This window comes from Bradyrhizobium sp. (assembly GCF_035570375.1).
Taxonomy (GTDB): domain Bacteria; phylum Pseudomonadota; class Alphaproteobacteria; order Rhizobiales; family Xanthobacteraceae; genus Bradyrhizobium.
This window is the reverse complement of the sequence record NZ_DATMLW010000078.1, coordinates 36928-51405: the sequence shown is the minus strand read 5'-3', so window position 1 is coordinate 51405 and position 14478 is coordinate 36928. Positions and strand designations below refer to the sequence as shown.

16 protein-coding genes are annotated in these 14478 nt (G+C 61.6%); 1 reads left to right on the top strand and 15 read right to left on the bottom strand.

Annotated features, from left to right (window positions below; translation table 11 throughout):
• Nucleotides 1–2 precede the first annotated feature (2 nt).
• The 10 genes from modB to lepA all read right to left on the bottom strand — a co-directional run bounded on the left by modB (nt 3) and on the right by lepA (nt 8499).
• Entirely contained in the window at nt 3–698 is a 696-nt protein-coding gene (gene modB, locus VNX23_RS08735; RefSeq protein WP_325629067.1) for a molybdate ABC transporter permease subunit, read from the bottom strand.
• 6 nt (nt 699–704) lie between these two features.
• Nucleotides 705–1490 carry a molybdate ABC transporter substrate-binding protein gene (gene modA / locus VNX23_RS08730; RefSeq protein WP_325629065.1) on the bottom strand — a complete coding sequence of 262 codons (786 nt, stop codon included), beginning with the start codon at nt 1488–1490 and terminating at the stop codon, nt 705–707.
• A 202-nt stretch (nt 1491–1692) separates the two neighbouring features.
• Nucleotides 1693–2199 carry a hypothetical protein gene (locus VNX23_RS08725; protein WP_325629193.1) on the bottom strand — a complete coding sequence of 169 codons (507 nt, stop codon included), beginning with the start codon at nt 2197–2199 and terminating at the stop codon, nt 1693–1695.
• A 2-nt stretch (nt 2200–2201) separates the two neighbouring features.
• Nucleotides 2202–2411 (bottom strand): TOBE domain-containing protein, encoded by a 210-nt coding sequence (locus VNX23_RS08720; RefSeq protein WP_325629063.1) that lies wholly within the window; start codon nt 2409–2411, stop codon nt 2202–2204.
• Nucleotides 2412–2576: 165 nt separating this feature from the next.
• A complete protein-coding gene (gene mepA, locus VNX23_RS08715; RefSeq protein ID WP_325629061.1) occupies nt 2577–3524 on the bottom strand; it encodes a penicillin-insensitive murein endopeptidase in 948 nt (315 codons plus the stop codon).
• Between the two features lie 654 nt (nt 3525–4178).
• Nucleotides 4179–5375, bottom strand: coding sequence for an acyl-CoA dehydrogenase family protein (locus VNX23_RS08710; RefSeq protein WP_325629059.1), 1197 nt, complete (start codon nt 5373–5375; stop codon nt 4179–4181).
• Nucleotides 5376–5485: 110 nt separating this feature from the next.
• A complete protein-coding gene (locus VNX23_RS08705) occupies nt 5486–5797 on the bottom strand; it encodes a type II toxin-antitoxin system PemK/MazF family toxin (RefSeq protein ID WP_325629057.1) in 312 nt (103 codons plus the stop codon).
• A gap of 14 nt (nt 5798–5811) precedes the next feature.
• Nucleotides 5812–6000 carry an antitoxin MazE family protein gene (locus VNX23_RS08700; RefSeq protein ID WP_325629055.1) on the bottom strand — a complete coding sequence of 63 codons (189 nt, stop codon included), beginning with the start codon at nt 5998–6000 and terminating at the stop codon, nt 5812–5814.
• Between the two features lie 100 nt (nt 6001–6100).
• Complete coding sequence (locus tag VNX23_RS08695; RefSeq protein WP_325629053.1) at nt 6101–6352, bottom strand: hypothetical protein; 252 nt, start codon at nt 6350–6352, stop codon at nt 6101–6103.
• 341 nt (nt 6353–6693) lie between these two features.
• Nucleotides 6694–8499, bottom strand: a complete 1806-nt coding sequence (gene lepA, locus VNX23_RS08690; RefSeq protein WP_325629051.1) for a translation elongation factor 4 — start codon at nt 8497–8499, stop codon at nt 6694–6696.
• A 198-nt stretch (nt 8500–8697) separates the two neighbouring features.
• Between lepA and VNX23_RS08685 the strand changes: the two genes are divergently transcribed.
• Nucleotides 8698–10305: a glycosyltransferase family 39 protein gene (locus VNX23_RS08685; RefSeq protein WP_325629049.1), complete on the top strand. Its 1608-nt coding sequence runs from the start codon at nt 8698–8700 to the stop codon at nt 10303–10305.
• Nucleotides 10306–10349: 44 nt separating this feature from the next.
• Here VNX23_RS08685 and VNX23_RS08680 read toward each other — a convergent pair whose 3' ends face one another.
• The 5 genes from VNX23_RS08680 to VNX23_RS08660 all read right to left on the bottom strand — a co-directional run bounded on the left by VNX23_RS08680 (nt 10350) and on the right by VNX23_RS08660 (nt 14435).
• Nucleotides 10350–10679 carry an HPr family phosphocarrier protein gene (locus VNX23_RS08680; protein ID WP_325629047.1) on the bottom strand — a complete coding sequence of 110 codons (330 nt, stop codon included), beginning with the start codon at nt 10677–10679 and terminating at the stop codon, nt 10350–10352.
• Nucleotides 10676–11077: a PTS sugar transporter subunit IIA gene (locus tag VNX23_RS08675; protein WP_079573044.1), complete on the bottom strand. Its 402-nt coding sequence runs from the start codon at nt 11075–11077 to the stop codon at nt 10676–10678. The genes VNX23_RS08680 and VNX23_RS08675 overlap by 4 nt, the downstream gene beginning before the upstream one ends.
• Nucleotides 11078–11220: 143 nt before the next feature.
• Nucleotides 11221–11748, bottom strand: a complete 528-nt coding sequence (locus VNX23_RS08670) for an HPr kinase/phosphatase C-terminal domain-containing protein (RefSeq protein ID WP_325629042.1) — start codon at nt 11746–11748, stop codon at nt 11221–11223.
• A complete protein-coding gene (locus tag VNX23_RS08665) occupies nt 11745–13562 on the bottom strand; it encodes a sensor histidine kinase (RefSeq protein ID WP_325629040.1) in 1818 nt (605 codons plus the stop codon). Before VNX23_RS08665 ends, VNX23_RS08670 begins: the two co-directional genes overlap by 4 nt.
• A gap of 171 nt (nt 13563–13733) precedes the next feature.
• Nucleotides 13734–14435: a response regulator transcription factor gene (locus tag VNX23_RS08660; protein WP_029587720.1), complete on the bottom strand. Its 702-nt coding sequence runs from the start codon at nt 14433–14435 to the stop codon at nt 13734–13736.
• Nucleotides 14436–14478 lie beyond the last annotated feature (43 nt).

Here is a 14478-nt window from a genome sequence, read left to right as displayed (position 1 = left end):
GATCAATTTCCGTGCAAACGCCGCAAGGCGCGCCGGGCAAACCATTCCGAGCCAATCAGCGCAGCCATCGCCAGCAATATGGAAACCACCACCAGCCGCAGCGCGGCGCTGTCGCCCTCCGGCGACTGGATCAGCGAATAGATCGCGGATGAAATGGTCTGGGTCTCGCCGGGGATGTTCGACACGAAGGTAATGGTCGCGCCGAATTCGCCGATTGCCTTGGCAAAGCCGAGCACCATCCCGGCGAGCACACCCGGCAACGCCAGTGGCAAGGTTACCGTCAGAAAAACCTGCCAGGGCGCGGCCCCGAGAGTTCCCGCAGCCTGCTCCAGCCTGCGGTCGACGGCCTCGATCGAAAGCCGGATCGGCCGCACCAAAAGCGGAAACGCCATGATTCCGCAGGCGAGCGCCGCGCCCGTCCAGCGAAACGCGAATACGATTCCAAGATGGTCGGCGAGCCATTCGCCGACCAGACCGCGCCGCCCGAAGGTCAATAGCAGCAGATAGCCGGTGACGACGGGCGGCAGCACCAGCGGCAGATGGACCAGCGCATCCACCAGCGCCTTGCCCCAGAATTCGCGACGCGCCAGCAGCCAGGCCACGGCGATGCCAAGCGGGGTACCCACGAGTGTGGCGACCGTAGCGACCCGCAGCGAAAGCTCGATCGCTGTCCATTCCGTTGGCGAGAGTTCAAGCACGAGGATTTAGGTGGTTGGGCTTACGAGAAACGAGAATCCGAATCTTTCGAAGATGGCTTTGGCGGCCGACGACCGCAAAAAGGAAAGATAGGAGAGGGCTTCCGGTTTTGCGGTCGTCGTCGCCGCTACCGGATAGATGATCGGGGGGTGGGAGTCAGCCGGGAAGGTGCCGATGACTTTCACGCCGGGCTCGATACGCGCGTCAGTGGCGTAGACGATCCCGAGTGCCGCTTCGCCGCGCGCCACCAGCGTCAGCGCCGCCCGCACGCTCTCGGCCATCGCGAATTTCGACTCGGCGGCCTGCCAGGCGCCGAGTTTTTCCAGCGCCGCCCTGGCATATTTGCCGACCGGTACGGCGCTTACGTCGCCGGTTGCGATCCGGCCGCTGCCGGCGAGCTTCGCAAGATCGAAGCCGGGGCCGATCGTGACCTGGTTGATGCCGGAGTCTTTCGGCGCGATCAGGACAAGGCTGTTGCCGAGCAAATTGACGCGCGTCGCGGCGTTGACCGCCTTCTTATCGATGGCATAGTCCATCCAGTCGGTGTCGGCGGAGATAAAAACGTCTGCCGGCGCGCCCTGCTCGATCTGCTTTGCCAGCACCGAACTTGCGGCATAGCTTGCGATCACCTTGATGCCGGTCTTGGCGGCATAGGCCGCATCGACGTCGTCGAGCGCATTCTTCATCGATGCCGCGGCAAAAACCGTGATGTTTTTGTCCTTTGCCGGGGCAGGCGAAGAGGATGATCCGCACAGGATCGCGATGGTGACAAAAACTGCGGCAAGCCGAACCATGGGCGCGCTCCGTGCCCGACCGCGCGCTCGCGCGCGATGTCAGGTATTGGTCAAGGTGAGATGCGACGGGCAGAAAGCGCGTTCCACTGTGGCCTGACGGCTTACGGCCATCAGGTGGTTATCGCACGCAAAACCATAACAGGCTCGCAAGGCTGGTAAAACCGTTAAAATTGCCGCGGACGACGGGTCTTGCCCGTCAGCATCATTCGGAGGGCAGGATGGCAATCGAAACCGAATTCTCCCTGACGCCGCTGACCTGAAGCACGAACGGGCTTGCCGAGATCTCGTATTTCATGGTCTTGCGAATACCGTCGCAGTCGGTAACGCCACTGAACGCTTTCGGCTTCAAGACATGCCCGTCCTGCACCAGGTCGACCCAGCCGCCCGCCGACAGGCTGATGGTGTAGATTCCGGGCTTGGATGGCGCCTTGAAACTGACGAAACCGGCGAATGTGCCCTCTTTCGGTGCGCGTTCCGGCGGGGTGGGAAGCTTCGCCTCGGCCGGCGCACTGAGAGCAAGTATGGCTCCGCTCGAAGTCAAACTGGTCATCTCGGTGCCCGAGGCAAGCCTGGCGCGATCCGGTGCGGTGAGTGCGGCGCGCTCGTGATCGATATTCCATTTGAACTTGTCGCAGCCGCTTGGCTCTTCGGCCGACCTTGCAGGGGCGGCTGCGAGCAGGACCAACGCGACACAGATTAGCGCTCGCATCATTAGTGCACCGCGATCATGACGTCGGAGGCCTTCACGACGACGGTCACCTGGTCCCTGACTTTGATGGCGAGCTCATCGACCGCCTCATTGGTGATCGCGGAAGTAATGATCTGCCCGTTCCCGATATCGACCCGCACATGGGAGGTTGTTGCGCCTTTCTTGACGTCTACGACGGTGCCCTTGATCTGGTTGCGCGCACTGATACGCATGATGGCTCTCGCGATTTTGAGCCGTGCGGTGACACCGCGTGCGTGACGGCTCTCTGGTCGAACTGGGAAGGGACCATCGTCCCGGCGGGGCCTTCGCGCTTGCGGCGTCGACGGTGGTGGACATTAACGCATTTGCAACCTGCAGCGATAGTCCTCGCCGGAATATTAGTGCTTTGCGTCCGGCGCGGCCAGGACCTGGCGGCAGGCAGGAGGCAGTTGCGCCATGGTCAGCGGCTTCGGCTTCGGTGGCTCAATTTGCGGCTTCGGGTGGATCACCTCGTCCCTGAACCAATAGGCGAGATCCGCGGGACTGCAGGCCTCGCCTTCGGTGGGTTCCGGCTGGCTCTCACATTCGGTGCCGCCCGACGGGCATTTGATGCGGATATGGAAATGATAGTCGTGGCCGTACATCGGCCGTATCTTGGAAAGCCAGCTGCGGTCGCCTTTGGCTTCGCGGCATAGTGCTTTCTTGATCGCGGCATTGACGAAAATGCGCTGCACGCTTGGCTCCTGCGCCGCGTCGCGAATCATTATCAGATGGCCCGGCATCCAGACATTCGGATCGATATCAAGCCGGTCGGGCCGCACCATCATCACTGCCGGCATCTCCTCGCGTTCCTCGCGCGACAATTGCCGGTCCGGCATCGGCGTCAGCCAGATATCGGCATCGAGACCGACCTGATGGCTGGCATGTCCGGTGAGCATCGGGCCGCCGCGCGGCTGTGACATGTCGCCAACGAGGATGCCGGGCCAGCCGGCCTCCTTGTGCACCTTGGCCGACAGGCGCGCTACCAGCGCGACGAGATCCGGATGTCCCCAGTTTCGATTACGCGACAGCCGCATCGCCTGCCAGGTCTTTCCGTTGATTGGCAACGCCTGCGCGCCGGCGATGCAGCCGTGGGAGTAAAAACCGATCGCCCGCGTCGGCATCGCGGTCGGCAGCACCTTGCGCGCGAACAATTCCCTGGCGCCGATCGTGGGATCTTTCGGATTGGCGAGCGGCGGCAGCGGCTTGGGGTTGATGCTTCCCTTGTCCTGCGCGATCGCGGCACCGGCTGCGATTTCACCGGCGAAGACGAGGAAAAAAGGGAGGAAAATGTACCGGCGATTCATGGCATCATTCTACATTACGCGCGTAACGCCTGGAATCCGTTGATCGCGGATATGCAACGCCAATCGCGTTTTGCTGCGCAGGGTCCATCTCTAGCGTCGTCGCAAGCATTTTTGCGAAAGTGCGTCATGATTCGATAAAGCGGAGTTTTGGGGCGCAATCATGAAACGGCCGTCGGTGGGCGACAAAAGCCGGTGCCTGGGTCGCGAATTATCTGGTCCGTGCGCTTCTGCGCCTGTTCAGATGATAGGTGAGAGCCAGAGCCAAGGCGGTGGTGCAAGGCTTTGCCCGGCCGAGTAGGAAATGACGCGGCCTCGCGCAATCCGCCCAGGGAAGCGTCCATCGCTTCTGAACAGCTCGCGCTGTTCACGCTTTTTCGGATCATGCGGCTAGTGCGGTGAATTTGAAGTCCCTATCACTGTTGCTGCAATCTCATCATAGGAACTTCAAATTCAAAAACCGCACTAGAAGCATTAACTAGCTATAGCGTTTTCGAGCGAAGTGGATACCGGTTCGCGTGAAGAAAACGCGTCAAAACAAAAGATTAGAGCCTCGGTTCTGATTCAATCAGAAGCGAAAAGGCTCTAGTGTTCTTTCGATTCCGAAGTGCGCATCACAGGTCGCTGCGAATATTTGCGAACTTCGGAATCGGAGCACTAGATGGTCGGTCCGCGCGGCAACGCGCTGTTGGTCAGGATGTTCGTGCCGACGTCCTCATAATGGGTGTCGCGGGCCTGGATCTGCTGCGCGATGGCGTGCATGTCGCGGAAGCGTCGCTCGAACGGGTTGGCCCTGAACACGGCGGTGGCGCCGGCCATGTGATAGGCCGCGTCAACCACCGAAGCCGCCTGATGGATCGTCCAGGTCGAAGCAAGGCGGATCGCCGCGCGGTGCTCTTCGCCGAGATTTCCGCTGCGGGTCAAATCGTGCCAGGCGGCTGCGGCTGTCGAATAGAGATAGGCGCGTGCCGCCCGTAAATTTCCTTCGGTGCGGCCGATCAATCCCTGAACGGCACTGTTCTCGCGCATCGCCGTGATGCCGACCGAGTGCTTGGCGCGGGCGAGATCAACGGCCGCATCGAGCGTGGCGCGGGCGACACCGAGCGAAATCGCGGCGAAACCCAGTCCGAACATGGTGTAGGTGGTGATCCTGTAGAGCAGTCCCTTTTCGCGCAGCGCCGTGAAATCGTCGCGCAGCGCCGCGAAGTTTTCCGGGATGAACAAATTCTCGACCGAATAGGAGTCGGTGCCGGTGCCGAGCAGCCCGATGACGTCCCAGACATCGTGCATGGTGGCTTTTGTCGCCGGAAAAACGATGGTGCGGATTTCCGGCGTACCGTTCGGCTTCATCCGCCTGGTGCCGTCGGCTTCCAGCACCTGGACATGCGCGCCGAGCCAGTTCGCCTGGCGCGAGCCGCTGGCGAAATCCCAGCGCGCGGTGATGCGGTAACCGCCGGGGACGACATGGACTTCGTTGGCAATCGCGCCCCAGGCCAGGATGTCGGTCGGCTTGCCAAAAATCTCGCGCGCGACATCCGCATCGAGATACGCCGCCGTCATGGCGCAGACCGAGCATTGGCCGAGGCACCACGCCGTGGAGGCGTCGGCTTTCGCGATCTCCTCCAGCATCTGCATGAACACTTCCGGAGGCGCCTCCGCCCCGCCAAAACTCTGCGGCAGCAGCGACCGATAAAGCCCGTTTTCGATCAGCGCGGAAACCACCGGTTGCGTCAGGCGGCGTGTCCGCTCGATCTCGTCGGCCTCTTGCGCGATCAGCGGTGCCAGCGCCCTGGCCCGTTCCACGAGGCCCGAGGCGCCCAAGGCTTCGGGCTTCAAGGCTTCGGGCTTGTTCATGGGATTTCCTTGCCCTTTATCGAGTGATCAATTGCGGGCCATGTTGGTCCATCTGGCGGCGCGGATCAAGATGGGGATCGCCGGATGCGCAAGCGCGGCAAGCATGCCTGTCACCTTGCCAGTCCGAGGACAAGAAGGAGCGAGCGGTCAAGCCTTTCAGATGTTTTTGCGTCGATGCGGCCGATAACCCGCCGAATGCGGTCACGGCGTAGTGCGACCAGTTTATCTGTCATGATTTGCGACCGCAGGCGAAGGCCGTTCTCCGGTGCGGGTTCGATCAGTGGCCGGAGCAAATGTCTGTCCTGCAGGTCCGACGAAACGGGACAGATCAGTATGGCCGAAAAGTCGGCGATCAATTCGTCGGCTCGAACGACGATGCCGGGCCGCGGTCTTCCCAGATCGCTCGGGACGACCGTCAGCACGACATGACCTCGCGTTATTTCGACGATTCCCAATCGTAGACCTGCTCGATCCAGTCATCGATCGCGTCATTTTCGGGATGCCGTGCAATCAGCTTTGCCTCGCGGCGAATTTCCGCGAGCACCTTGGGATTGCGCAAATCCGGCACCCAATGCTGCACCGGACGCAGCCCCTGCGCGCGCAGCCGCGCGCGACGCGCGGCCATGCGCTGTTAGGGGGTGCGGGGTTTTGACTTTCTTGGGGTCGTGGCCATGGAAGGACCGTAACATGTTACGGCGAAAAAGCAACGGTTTGAGCGAAATTCGTTAATTGAGCTTGGGAAGCTGAGCATCCAACTGGCTTCGTAGAGTTGGCGGACATTGGCCCGACTTCACGTAGGTCGCTAGCTGCCGATCTTGGAAATCACCATGGATCAGCGTCATCAACTGTAGCTGCCGATCGCTCGTTCTCTTCTGGCCTTTGCCAAAAGCAATCATGGGCAGAAAACTGCGTTTCCAATCGAGACGCACCACTGCGCTAGAGCAGACTTTACGGCAAAACCATTGCTGCGCGGCCATCTTCCAATGATATGGAAGGTCGCGAAAACTCATCCGAGCTCGCGGGTGCGCAAGGCTTGTTAGATTCGCAAGTCGCAGTCTGAATCTTTGTCAGAGCTAGCTTGATAGCCTCCGATACGGCGCTATCCGTGATTGCTTTGCCAAATTTCTGATCGAATGTTTCTTGGGCTACAGAATTACCCGCTAACATTAATAGCCACGCGGCGACGCAAAGCCCGATAATGCGCAAATCTCACTCCCTCAAAGTCAGATCGACGGGGCTCCGCAAGATCGAACGAGTGACGCGGCATATCCTGCAGGAAAGTGGGCATTTGGAACTACTACTTTAAGTAGATGAACAATCAACTATCCACCTTCAGCGCGGCAATAAAAGCTTCCTGCGGGATGTCGACCTTGCCGAACTGGCGCATCCGCTTCTTGCCTTCCTTCTGCTTCTCCAGAAGCTTGCGTTTGCGCGTGATGTCGCCGCCATAGCATTTGGCGGTGACGTCCTTGCGCAGCGCGCGCACGGTTTCGCGCGCGATGATCTTGCCTCCGATCGCGGCCTGGATCGGGATCTGGAACATGTGCGGCGGGATCAGCTCCTTCATCTTCTCGACCATGGCGCGGCCGCGGCCTTCCGCGCGGGTGCGGTGAACCAGCATCGAGAGCGCGTCGACCGGCTCGCCGTTGACGAGGATCTGCATCTTGACGAGATCGGCCGGCTTGTAATCGGTGAGATGATAATCGAACGAGGCGTAGCCCTTGGAGACCGACTTGAGACGATCGTAGAAATCGAACACCACCTCGTTGAGCGGCAATTCGTATTTCACCATGGCGCGGTTGCCGACGTAGGTGAGCTCCTTCTGCGAGCCGCGCCGGTCCTGACACAGCTTCAGCACGCTGCCGAGATATTCATCCGGCGTCAAAATCGTGGCCTCGAGCCAGGGTTCCTCGATCTCGGCAATCTTGACCACGTCGGGCATGTCGACGGGGTTGTGGATCTCGATCACCTGCCCATCGGTGAGGTGCATCTTGTAGATCACCGAAGGGGCGGTTGCGATCAGGTTGAGATCGAATTCGCGTTGCAGCCGCTCCTGAATGATTTCGAGATGCAACAGCCCGAGAAAACCGCAGCGAAAGCCGAAGCCGAGCGCAGCGGAGGTTTCCATCTCGAAAGAGAAACTCGCATCGTTGAGCCGCAATTTCCCCATCGCCGCGCGAAGGCTTTCAAAATCGTCGGCATCGACCGGGAACAGGCCGCAGAACACGACGGGAATGGCCGGCTTGAACCCCGGCAACATCTCTGTCACCGGCTTGCGGTCGTCGGTGATGGTATCGCCGACGCGGGTGTCGGCCACTTCCTTGATCGCGGCGGTGATGAAGCCGATCTCGCCCGGACCAAGCTCCTCGATCTGCTGCATCTTCGGCGTGAAGAAGCCGACGCGCTCGACCTCGTAAGCCGCGTTGGTGCCCATCATCCGGATGCGCTGGCCCTTCCTGAGCACGCCATCGACGATCCGAACCAGCACCACCACGCCGAGATAGACGTCATACCAGCTGTCGACCAGAAGCGCCTTCAATGAAGCCTCGCGGTCACCCTTCGGGGGCGGCAGCCGGTGGACGATGGCTTCCAGCACCTCGTCGATGCCAAGCCCGGTCTTGGCCGAAATCATCACCGCGTCGGACGCATCGATGCCGATCACGTCCTCGATCTGCTGCTTGACCTGATCCGGTTCGGCGGCGGGAAGATCGATCTTGTTGAGCACCGGCACGATCTCGTGGCCGGCATCGATGGCGTGGTAGACATTGGCGAGCGTCTGCGCCTCGACACCCTGGCTGGCGTCGACCACCAAGAGCGAGCCTTCGCACGCGGCAAGCGACCTCGATACTTCATAGGCGAAGTCGACATGACCGGGCGTGTCGATCAGGTTGAGGATATAGGTCCTGCCGTCCCTGGCCGCATAGGTCAGGCGCACGGTTTGCGCCTTGATGGTGATGCCGCGCTCGCGCTCGATATCCATGGAATCGAGCACCTGTTCCTTCATCTCGCGCGCCTGCAGCGCCCCGGTGGTCTGGATCAGACGGTCGGCCAGCGTCGATTTGCCATGGTCGATATGCGCAACAATGGCGAAGTTGCGGATGTTCGAAACAGGGATGGATGTCATGGGCGCGGGATAGCATTCGCATTCCCGCGCGGCAACCATATTAAGCCATTCCGGCGAGGCTTCTTCACGCCAAGCTGATTCCACTTCAGTGAAAAACGCGCTAGTTCAGAAGCGCGGGATCCGCCAGTCGGAACTTGATATCGAATAGCGGCACCTTTCGATTCGTCGGGGGCCGCTGTAACAAGAGACCACGACGGCATGTCATCAGCATCATTTTCGCCCTCCGCCCGGGTATCCCGCCGCCGCTGGCTCAGTCCACGCCGGCTGGCGGCGTGGCTGGTGGCATCCGCAACGGACCGCCACGAGGCTCCGGTGCTGGTGATCGGCTTTGCGGCGGCCCATGCGGTTCTGTGGACTTTCATCCTGATCAATCTCAAGGCGGCGCAGGACGTCCACATGGACGTCGCCGAAGCCTTCGCCTGGGGCCAGAAATTTCAGCTCGGCTATGGCAAGCACCCTCCGCTGTCGGGCTGGGTCGCCGGGCTCTGGTTCAAGCTGTTCCCGATTGCCGATTGGTCCACCTATGCGCTGGCAATGACGATTCTCGCCGTCGGCATGGTGATATGCTGGCTGATTGCGCTGCGCGTCGTGGATTATCGCCGCGCGTTCTTTGTCGTGGTGATGCTCGCGATCTATCCGATCTTCAATTTCAAGGGATACAAGTACAACCCCGATCTCTTGCAGCTCGTCACCCTGCCGCTTTTGGTGCTCGCCTATCTGTACGCCTTCGAGAAGCGCAACGTCCGCGCGGGCATTTGGCTCGGGCTCGCCGCTGCATTGGCGCTGATGACGAAATACTGGGTGCTTACCATGATCGGCGCGATCGGGCTCGCCGCGCTGATTCATCCCGACCGGCTGAGATTCTTGCGCTCGCCGGCGCCGTGGGTGGCGATGCTGGTCGCCGTCGTGGCGATGATTCCACATCTGATCTGGCTGAAGCAGGTGGAGTTCGTGCCGCTGACCTATGCCGGTGACGTCTATGGACTTTCAGACTTCGCGCAGAGCGCGATCCTGGTTCGCGGGTATATCGGCCATAATCTGGCGTTGCTCGCTTTGCCGGTGGCGCTGGCGGCGCTCGCGATTTTCTGGACAGGCTTGCTGCGTCGTCCCTCGCTTGCGGCTTCGCGTGTCTGGTCGCCGGGTCCCAACGCCGGCGTGAACACATCGCAGGCGCTCAACATCTGGATCATTCAGCTCGTGGTCGCGATCGGCCCGCCGCTCGGCGCGTTGATTTTCAAGGTCTACATGAAGACCGATTGGGGGATCTCGCTGTTCTTTCTGACCCCGCTGGCGCTGGTGGCCATTCCCGCGCTGCGCCTTCCGGCCATCGCGTTGTTCCGCCTTGCCGCGATCTGGCTGGTGTTGACGCTCGCAACGCTGCTTGCCTCACCCGGCATCGCGCTTCGCGAAATCGCGGGCAATTCGTCTGCAAGCTACACGGCGCGCTCCCAGCTTGCCCGCGAACTGACCGAGATGTGGCATCAACGATTCCACAGCCGCTGGGCCGTGGTCGCCGGCACCACGGAAATCGGCGAGCCGATGACGTTTTACAGTCCGGATCATCCAGCGCCGCTTACGCCCGGCGAAATCTGGTCCTCGGGTCTGACCTCGCTGGAAGATGCAAGGCGCCTCGGTTTTATCGGAATCTGCGATACCTCGGACTACCGGCTGCCGATCTGCGAAGCCTGGATGGCGGAGAACGCCAAGAACGCCGAGCAACTCGCCGTCAGCACGCAACGCTTTTTCCGCGGACACCCCGGTCCTTCCTCGACCTGGAAGGTCTATATCGTGCCGCCGGCGAAATGATTTCGCTCACCTCTCCCCGCAAGCGCGGGGCGAGGGAGCAGCTCTCACGTGCCTTCCTCGTTGAACTTGCCAGCGACGAGATCGGTGATGGCATCCAGTGCAGCCTGCGCCTCCGGTCCGCTTGCCGAGACGGTGATGGACGTGCCGGGACCCGCGGAGAGCATCATCAGGCCCATGATCGAAGTGCCGCCGACGGTTTCGCTGCCCTTCGTCACCCACACTTCGGCGTCGAAACGCTCGACCATCTGCACGAACTTTGCGGAAGCGCGTGCGTGGAGACCTCGTTTGTTGATGATCGGAAGTTCGCGGGAAATTGCGCCCGGCGGGATGCTGGGGCCGGGAACGTCTCCGGGCGACGAACCCTCGTCGCTCATTTGCCGGCGAGCACGCGGCTCGCAATGGTCACGTATTTACGGCCGGCCTCCTGGGCCATGGCAATGGCGTCTGGAAGCGATCGCTCCTCGCGAACCTTGGCTAGCTTGACCAGCATGGGAAGATTGATGCCTGCGAGCACTTCCACCTTCGGGCGGCTCATGCAGGAGATCGCGAGATTCGATGGCGTGCCGCCGAACATATCGGTGAGGATGGCGACACCATCGCCACTGTCGACACGATTGACCGCCTCGATAATGTCGCTTCGACACAAATCGGCATCGTCCTCTGCCCCGATCGTGACGGCTTCGATTTGCTTTTGTGGACCCATGACATGTTCGAGTGCGGCCTTGAACTCGTCAGCAAGCCGGCCATGGGTCACAAGTACTAGACCAATCATCGAGAACTCCTCGCGGGTGCTTTTGGTGCACCGCACGAACGCGCCACTTTGACCATCCAGAGCCCCCGCGCAAGAGGCGATCGTCACGATTCTCCCGGAAATTAGTTGGATGGGAGAGAGCTTCGCGCCTCGGACCACTAGAACTATTCGGTCGCGATAGTGGGGTTGATATGGTTACCAATTCCCTTCCGCCAATCCGCCGAAGGCTGGGGCGAAGATGAATTCGCTGACAGGGACAGGGCGGCTACGACGAGCGGGAGCCCATCAAAACCGTGACCTACGGGGATACGTGGTATTGAAATACCATCAATCCGTGCAGACAAGGCCTCGGGCGCCGGCAACCGTTCGGCGTCTTCGGCGTCGAGATCGACCACGAGCCCGACAACAGCCTCGTCGGCAAATTCGCAGCGGCGAATGCCGAGCCCGCGGATTTCGATCAGGCCGGCGAGTGCCGGCGCCGGCCGCACCGTGAGCACGCCTTCCTTCGCCGCAACATGGACGCGGTCGTCGCCAACCAGAACGGCCGGCGCGACCTGCCCGGCGCGGCCGGCAAGAACGAGATCGAACGCAAGGCGCGATTTGCCGGAGCCGGACGGTCCGCGGATCAACACGGCGCGTTTTCCCACCAGCACCGCGGATGCGTGGATGCTGGCGCCCGTGGCCCCCGTCATGGCCCGGGCAGCCTGACCACGAAGCGGGCGCCGGCCACGCTCGGTTCGCCCTCGGCGCCCGGCGCGCCGGCGCGGTTTTCCGCCCATATCCGGCCGCCATGGGCCTCCACGATCTGTTTCGAGATCGACAGCCCCAGGCCCGAATTTTGCCCGAACCCCTGGTGGGGCCGGTCGGTATAGAAGCGCTCGAAAATCCGCTCCAGCGCGTCTTCGCGGATCCCCGGCCCATCATCATCGACGACGATGTCGATGTCCGACCGCACGCGCCGGCACGTGATCCGAACCTTGCTGCCGACTTGCGAGAAAGACTGGGCATTGGAGAGAAGGTTGGAGACCACCTGGCCGAGCCGCGAGTCGTGGCCCGGCACCGAGAAGGTGTCATTGGCCCCCCGTCCTTCGAAACGCAGTTCGACCGCGATATTATTGCCGCGCCGGGTTTCGTTCGCCACCGACGCCAGCGCCGTGAGCAGGCGGCGAAGGTCGACGGAGGTCATGTCCTGGCGCTGCAATTCGGCGTCGAGACGGCTTGCATCGGAAATGTCGGAAATCAGGCGATCGAGCCGCTTGACGTCGTGTTCGATCACCGCGAGCAGCCGCGCGCGACTGTTGTCGCTGCGCGCCAGCGGCAAGGTTTCGACTGCGGAGCGCAGCGAGGTCAGCGGGTTCTTGAGCTCGTGGGCGACATCGGCGGCGAACATCTCGATCGCCTCGATGCGATTATAAAGGGCGTCTGTCATGTCGCGCAGCGCGCCGGACAAATGCCCGATCTCGTCGCGGCGGCGGGTAAAATCCGGAATCTGGATGCGGGTGCGGATGCGGCGACGGACGCGTTCGGCACTGTCCGCAAGCCGGCGCACTGGCCCCGCAATGGTACTCGCCAGCAACAGCGACAATACGATCATGACTGCGGAAGCCACGCCGCCCACCTTCAGGATCGCCAGGCGCTCGGCCGTAACCATCTGGTCGATGTCGTCGCCCTGGGTCGAAAGCATCAGTGCGCCGTGGACCGCGCGGAAGCGCTGCACCGGAACGGCGACCGACACGATCACCTCGCCGCGGTCGTTGACGCGCACCACGCTGCTCTTCTGGCCTTTCAGCGAATGCGCGACTTCCTGATAGCCGTTGCCGTTCTCCGGTCCGAGTTCGCGATAGAGCGGCAGGTCGCCGCGGTTGAGCCAGGTCCGGATCGCGATCATCGTCCGTTCGGCGATACCGGGCTTCTCGACCGAGGGCGGCGGCAGTTCGAAACGCAGCACGTCGCCGCGGCCGTAAAGGCTGCGGCTGTCGAGGATGAGGCTGCCATCGCGGTCGTAAATCCTGGCGCGGGTCTTGGTCGGCGAAATCAGCCGGCGCAGCACGGGCGCGACGCGCTCGGGATTGATCGGAAAATCGAGCCCGGAAGATTCGTCCGGCGCACCATAGGTTTCGCCGGGTTTGAGATCCTGCAGGCGATCGGGGTCGATGGTGATGGTGTTGGTCTCCACCGTCGCCGAGGCCGCGATGGCTCCGGCGATGATCTCGGCCTGCACCAGCAGGCTTTGTGCGCGCGCATCGATCAGGCCGGCGCGGAATTGCGAGAGATAGAGGATGCTCGCCACCAGTGCGACCAGGCCGGCGATGTTGAGCGAAACGATGCGCCGGGTAAGGCTGGAGAAGCTGAGCGTGAAGAAGAACTGGCCGACCCGGCGCAACCAGTCGAGCAGCCACTCGCGCCCCGACAGCGGCGGGGTTTCGCTTGCAACGGTGTCGAGAACGACGGGCGGCGAGGCGTCGTCGGCACTCAGGCCTGCATCAGGTTGCGTTCGATCAAGCAATGGCCAAAACCGCCAGTTTCCAAAGGTCCTGCGATCCGTCCCGTCGCATCCTACCCTAGTGCGGTGGATCTGACATTCGCTTCGGTATCGCCGCGAGTCCTATAGCGAATGGCAAATCCAAAACCGCACTAAAAGGGTGCGCCGGCGTCAGTCGGCGAACCGCGCGCCCCCTCAGGTTTCCTTGAAGCGATATCCAACGCCGTAGAGAGTTTCGATCATCTCGAAGTCATCGTCCACGACCTTGAACTTCTTGCGAAGCCGCTTGATGTGGCTGTCGATGGTGCGATCGTCCACATAGACCTGGTCGTCATAGGCCGCGTCCATCAGCGCATTGCGGCTTTTGACGACGCCGGGACGCGTGGCCAGCGCCTGCAGAATGAGAAATTCGGTCACGGTGAGCGTCACCGGTTCGTTTTTCCAGGTGCAGGTGTGGCGCTCCGGATCCATGCGCAACAATCCGCGATCCAGCGCCTTGGCGTCGGTTTCCTTCGGCACGGCGGTGGGATCTTTCGGTGCTGCGCGACGCAGCACGGCCTTGACGCGCTCGACCAGCAAGCGTTGCGAAAACGGCTTGCGGATGAAATCGTCGGCGCCCATTTTGAGGCCGAACAATTCGTCGATTTCCTCGTCCTTGGAGGTCAGGAAGATCACCGGCAAGTCGGATTTTTGACGCAGCCGGCGCAGTGTTTCCATGCCGTCCATGCGTGGCATCTTGATGTCGAGGATCGCAAGGTCCGGCGGACTGGTGCGGAAGCCATCGAGGGCGGACGCACCATCCGTATAGGTCATGATGCGATAACCTTCGGCCTCGAGTGCAATCGAAACGGATGTCAAAATGTTGCGGTCGTCGTCGACCAAGGCGATTGTGGGCATGAGCCTGCTTTCAGATACTGCTACTTAGGTTGCTGAAACGGCG

Coding starts and splice junctions, on each gene's coding strand:
- modA (WP_325629065.1), bottom strand. CDS start 1,490: ATGGTTCGGCTTGCCGCAGTTTTTGTCACCATCGCGATCCTGTGCGGA.
- VNX23_RS08725 (WP_325629193.1), bottom strand. CDS start 2,199: ATGCGAGCGCTAATCTGTGTCGCGTTGGTCCTGCTCGCAGCCGCCCCT.
- VNX23_RS08720 (WP_325629063.1), bottom strand. CDS start 2,411: ATGCGTATCAGTGCGCGCAACCAGATCAAGGGCACCGTCGTAGACGTC.
- mepA (WP_325629061.1), bottom strand. CDS start 3,524: ATGAATCGCCGGTACATTTTCCTCCCTTTTTTCCTCGTCTTCGCCGGT.
- VNX23_RS08710 (WP_325629059.1), bottom strand. CDS start 5,375: ATGAACAAGCCCGAAGCCTTGAAGCCCGAAGCCTTGGGCGCCTCGGGC.
- VNX23_RS08700 (WP_325629055.1), bottom strand. CDS start 6,000: ATGGCCGCGCGTCGCGCGCGGCTGCGCGCGCAGGGGCTGCGTCCGGTG.
- VNX23_RS08695 (WP_325629053.1), bottom strand. CDS start 6,352: ATGGCCGCGCAGCAATGGTTTTGCCGTAAAGTCTGCTCTAGCGCAGTG.
- lepA (WP_325629051.1), bottom strand. CDS start 8,499: ATGACATCCATCCCTGTTTCGAACATCCGCAACTTCGCCATTGTTGCG.
- VNX23_RS08685 (WP_325629049.1), top strand. CDS start 8,698: ATGTCATCAGCATCATTTTCGCCCTCCGCCCGGGTATCCCGCCGCCGC.
- VNX23_RS08680 (WP_325629047.1), bottom strand. CDS start 10,679: ATGAGCGACGAGGGTTCGTCGCCCGGAGACGTTCCCGGCCCCAGCATC.
- VNX23_RS08675 (WP_079573044.1), bottom strand. CDS start 11,077: ATGATTGGTCTAGTACTTGTGACCCATGGCCGGCTTGCTGACGAGTTC.
- VNX23_RS08670 (WP_325629042.1), bottom strand. CDS start 11,748: ATGACGGGGGCCACGGGCGCCAGCATCCACGCATCCGCGGTGCTGGTG.
- VNX23_RS08660 (WP_029587720.1), bottom strand. CDS start 14,435: ATGCCCACAATCGCCTTGGTCGACGACGACCGCAACATTTTGACATCC.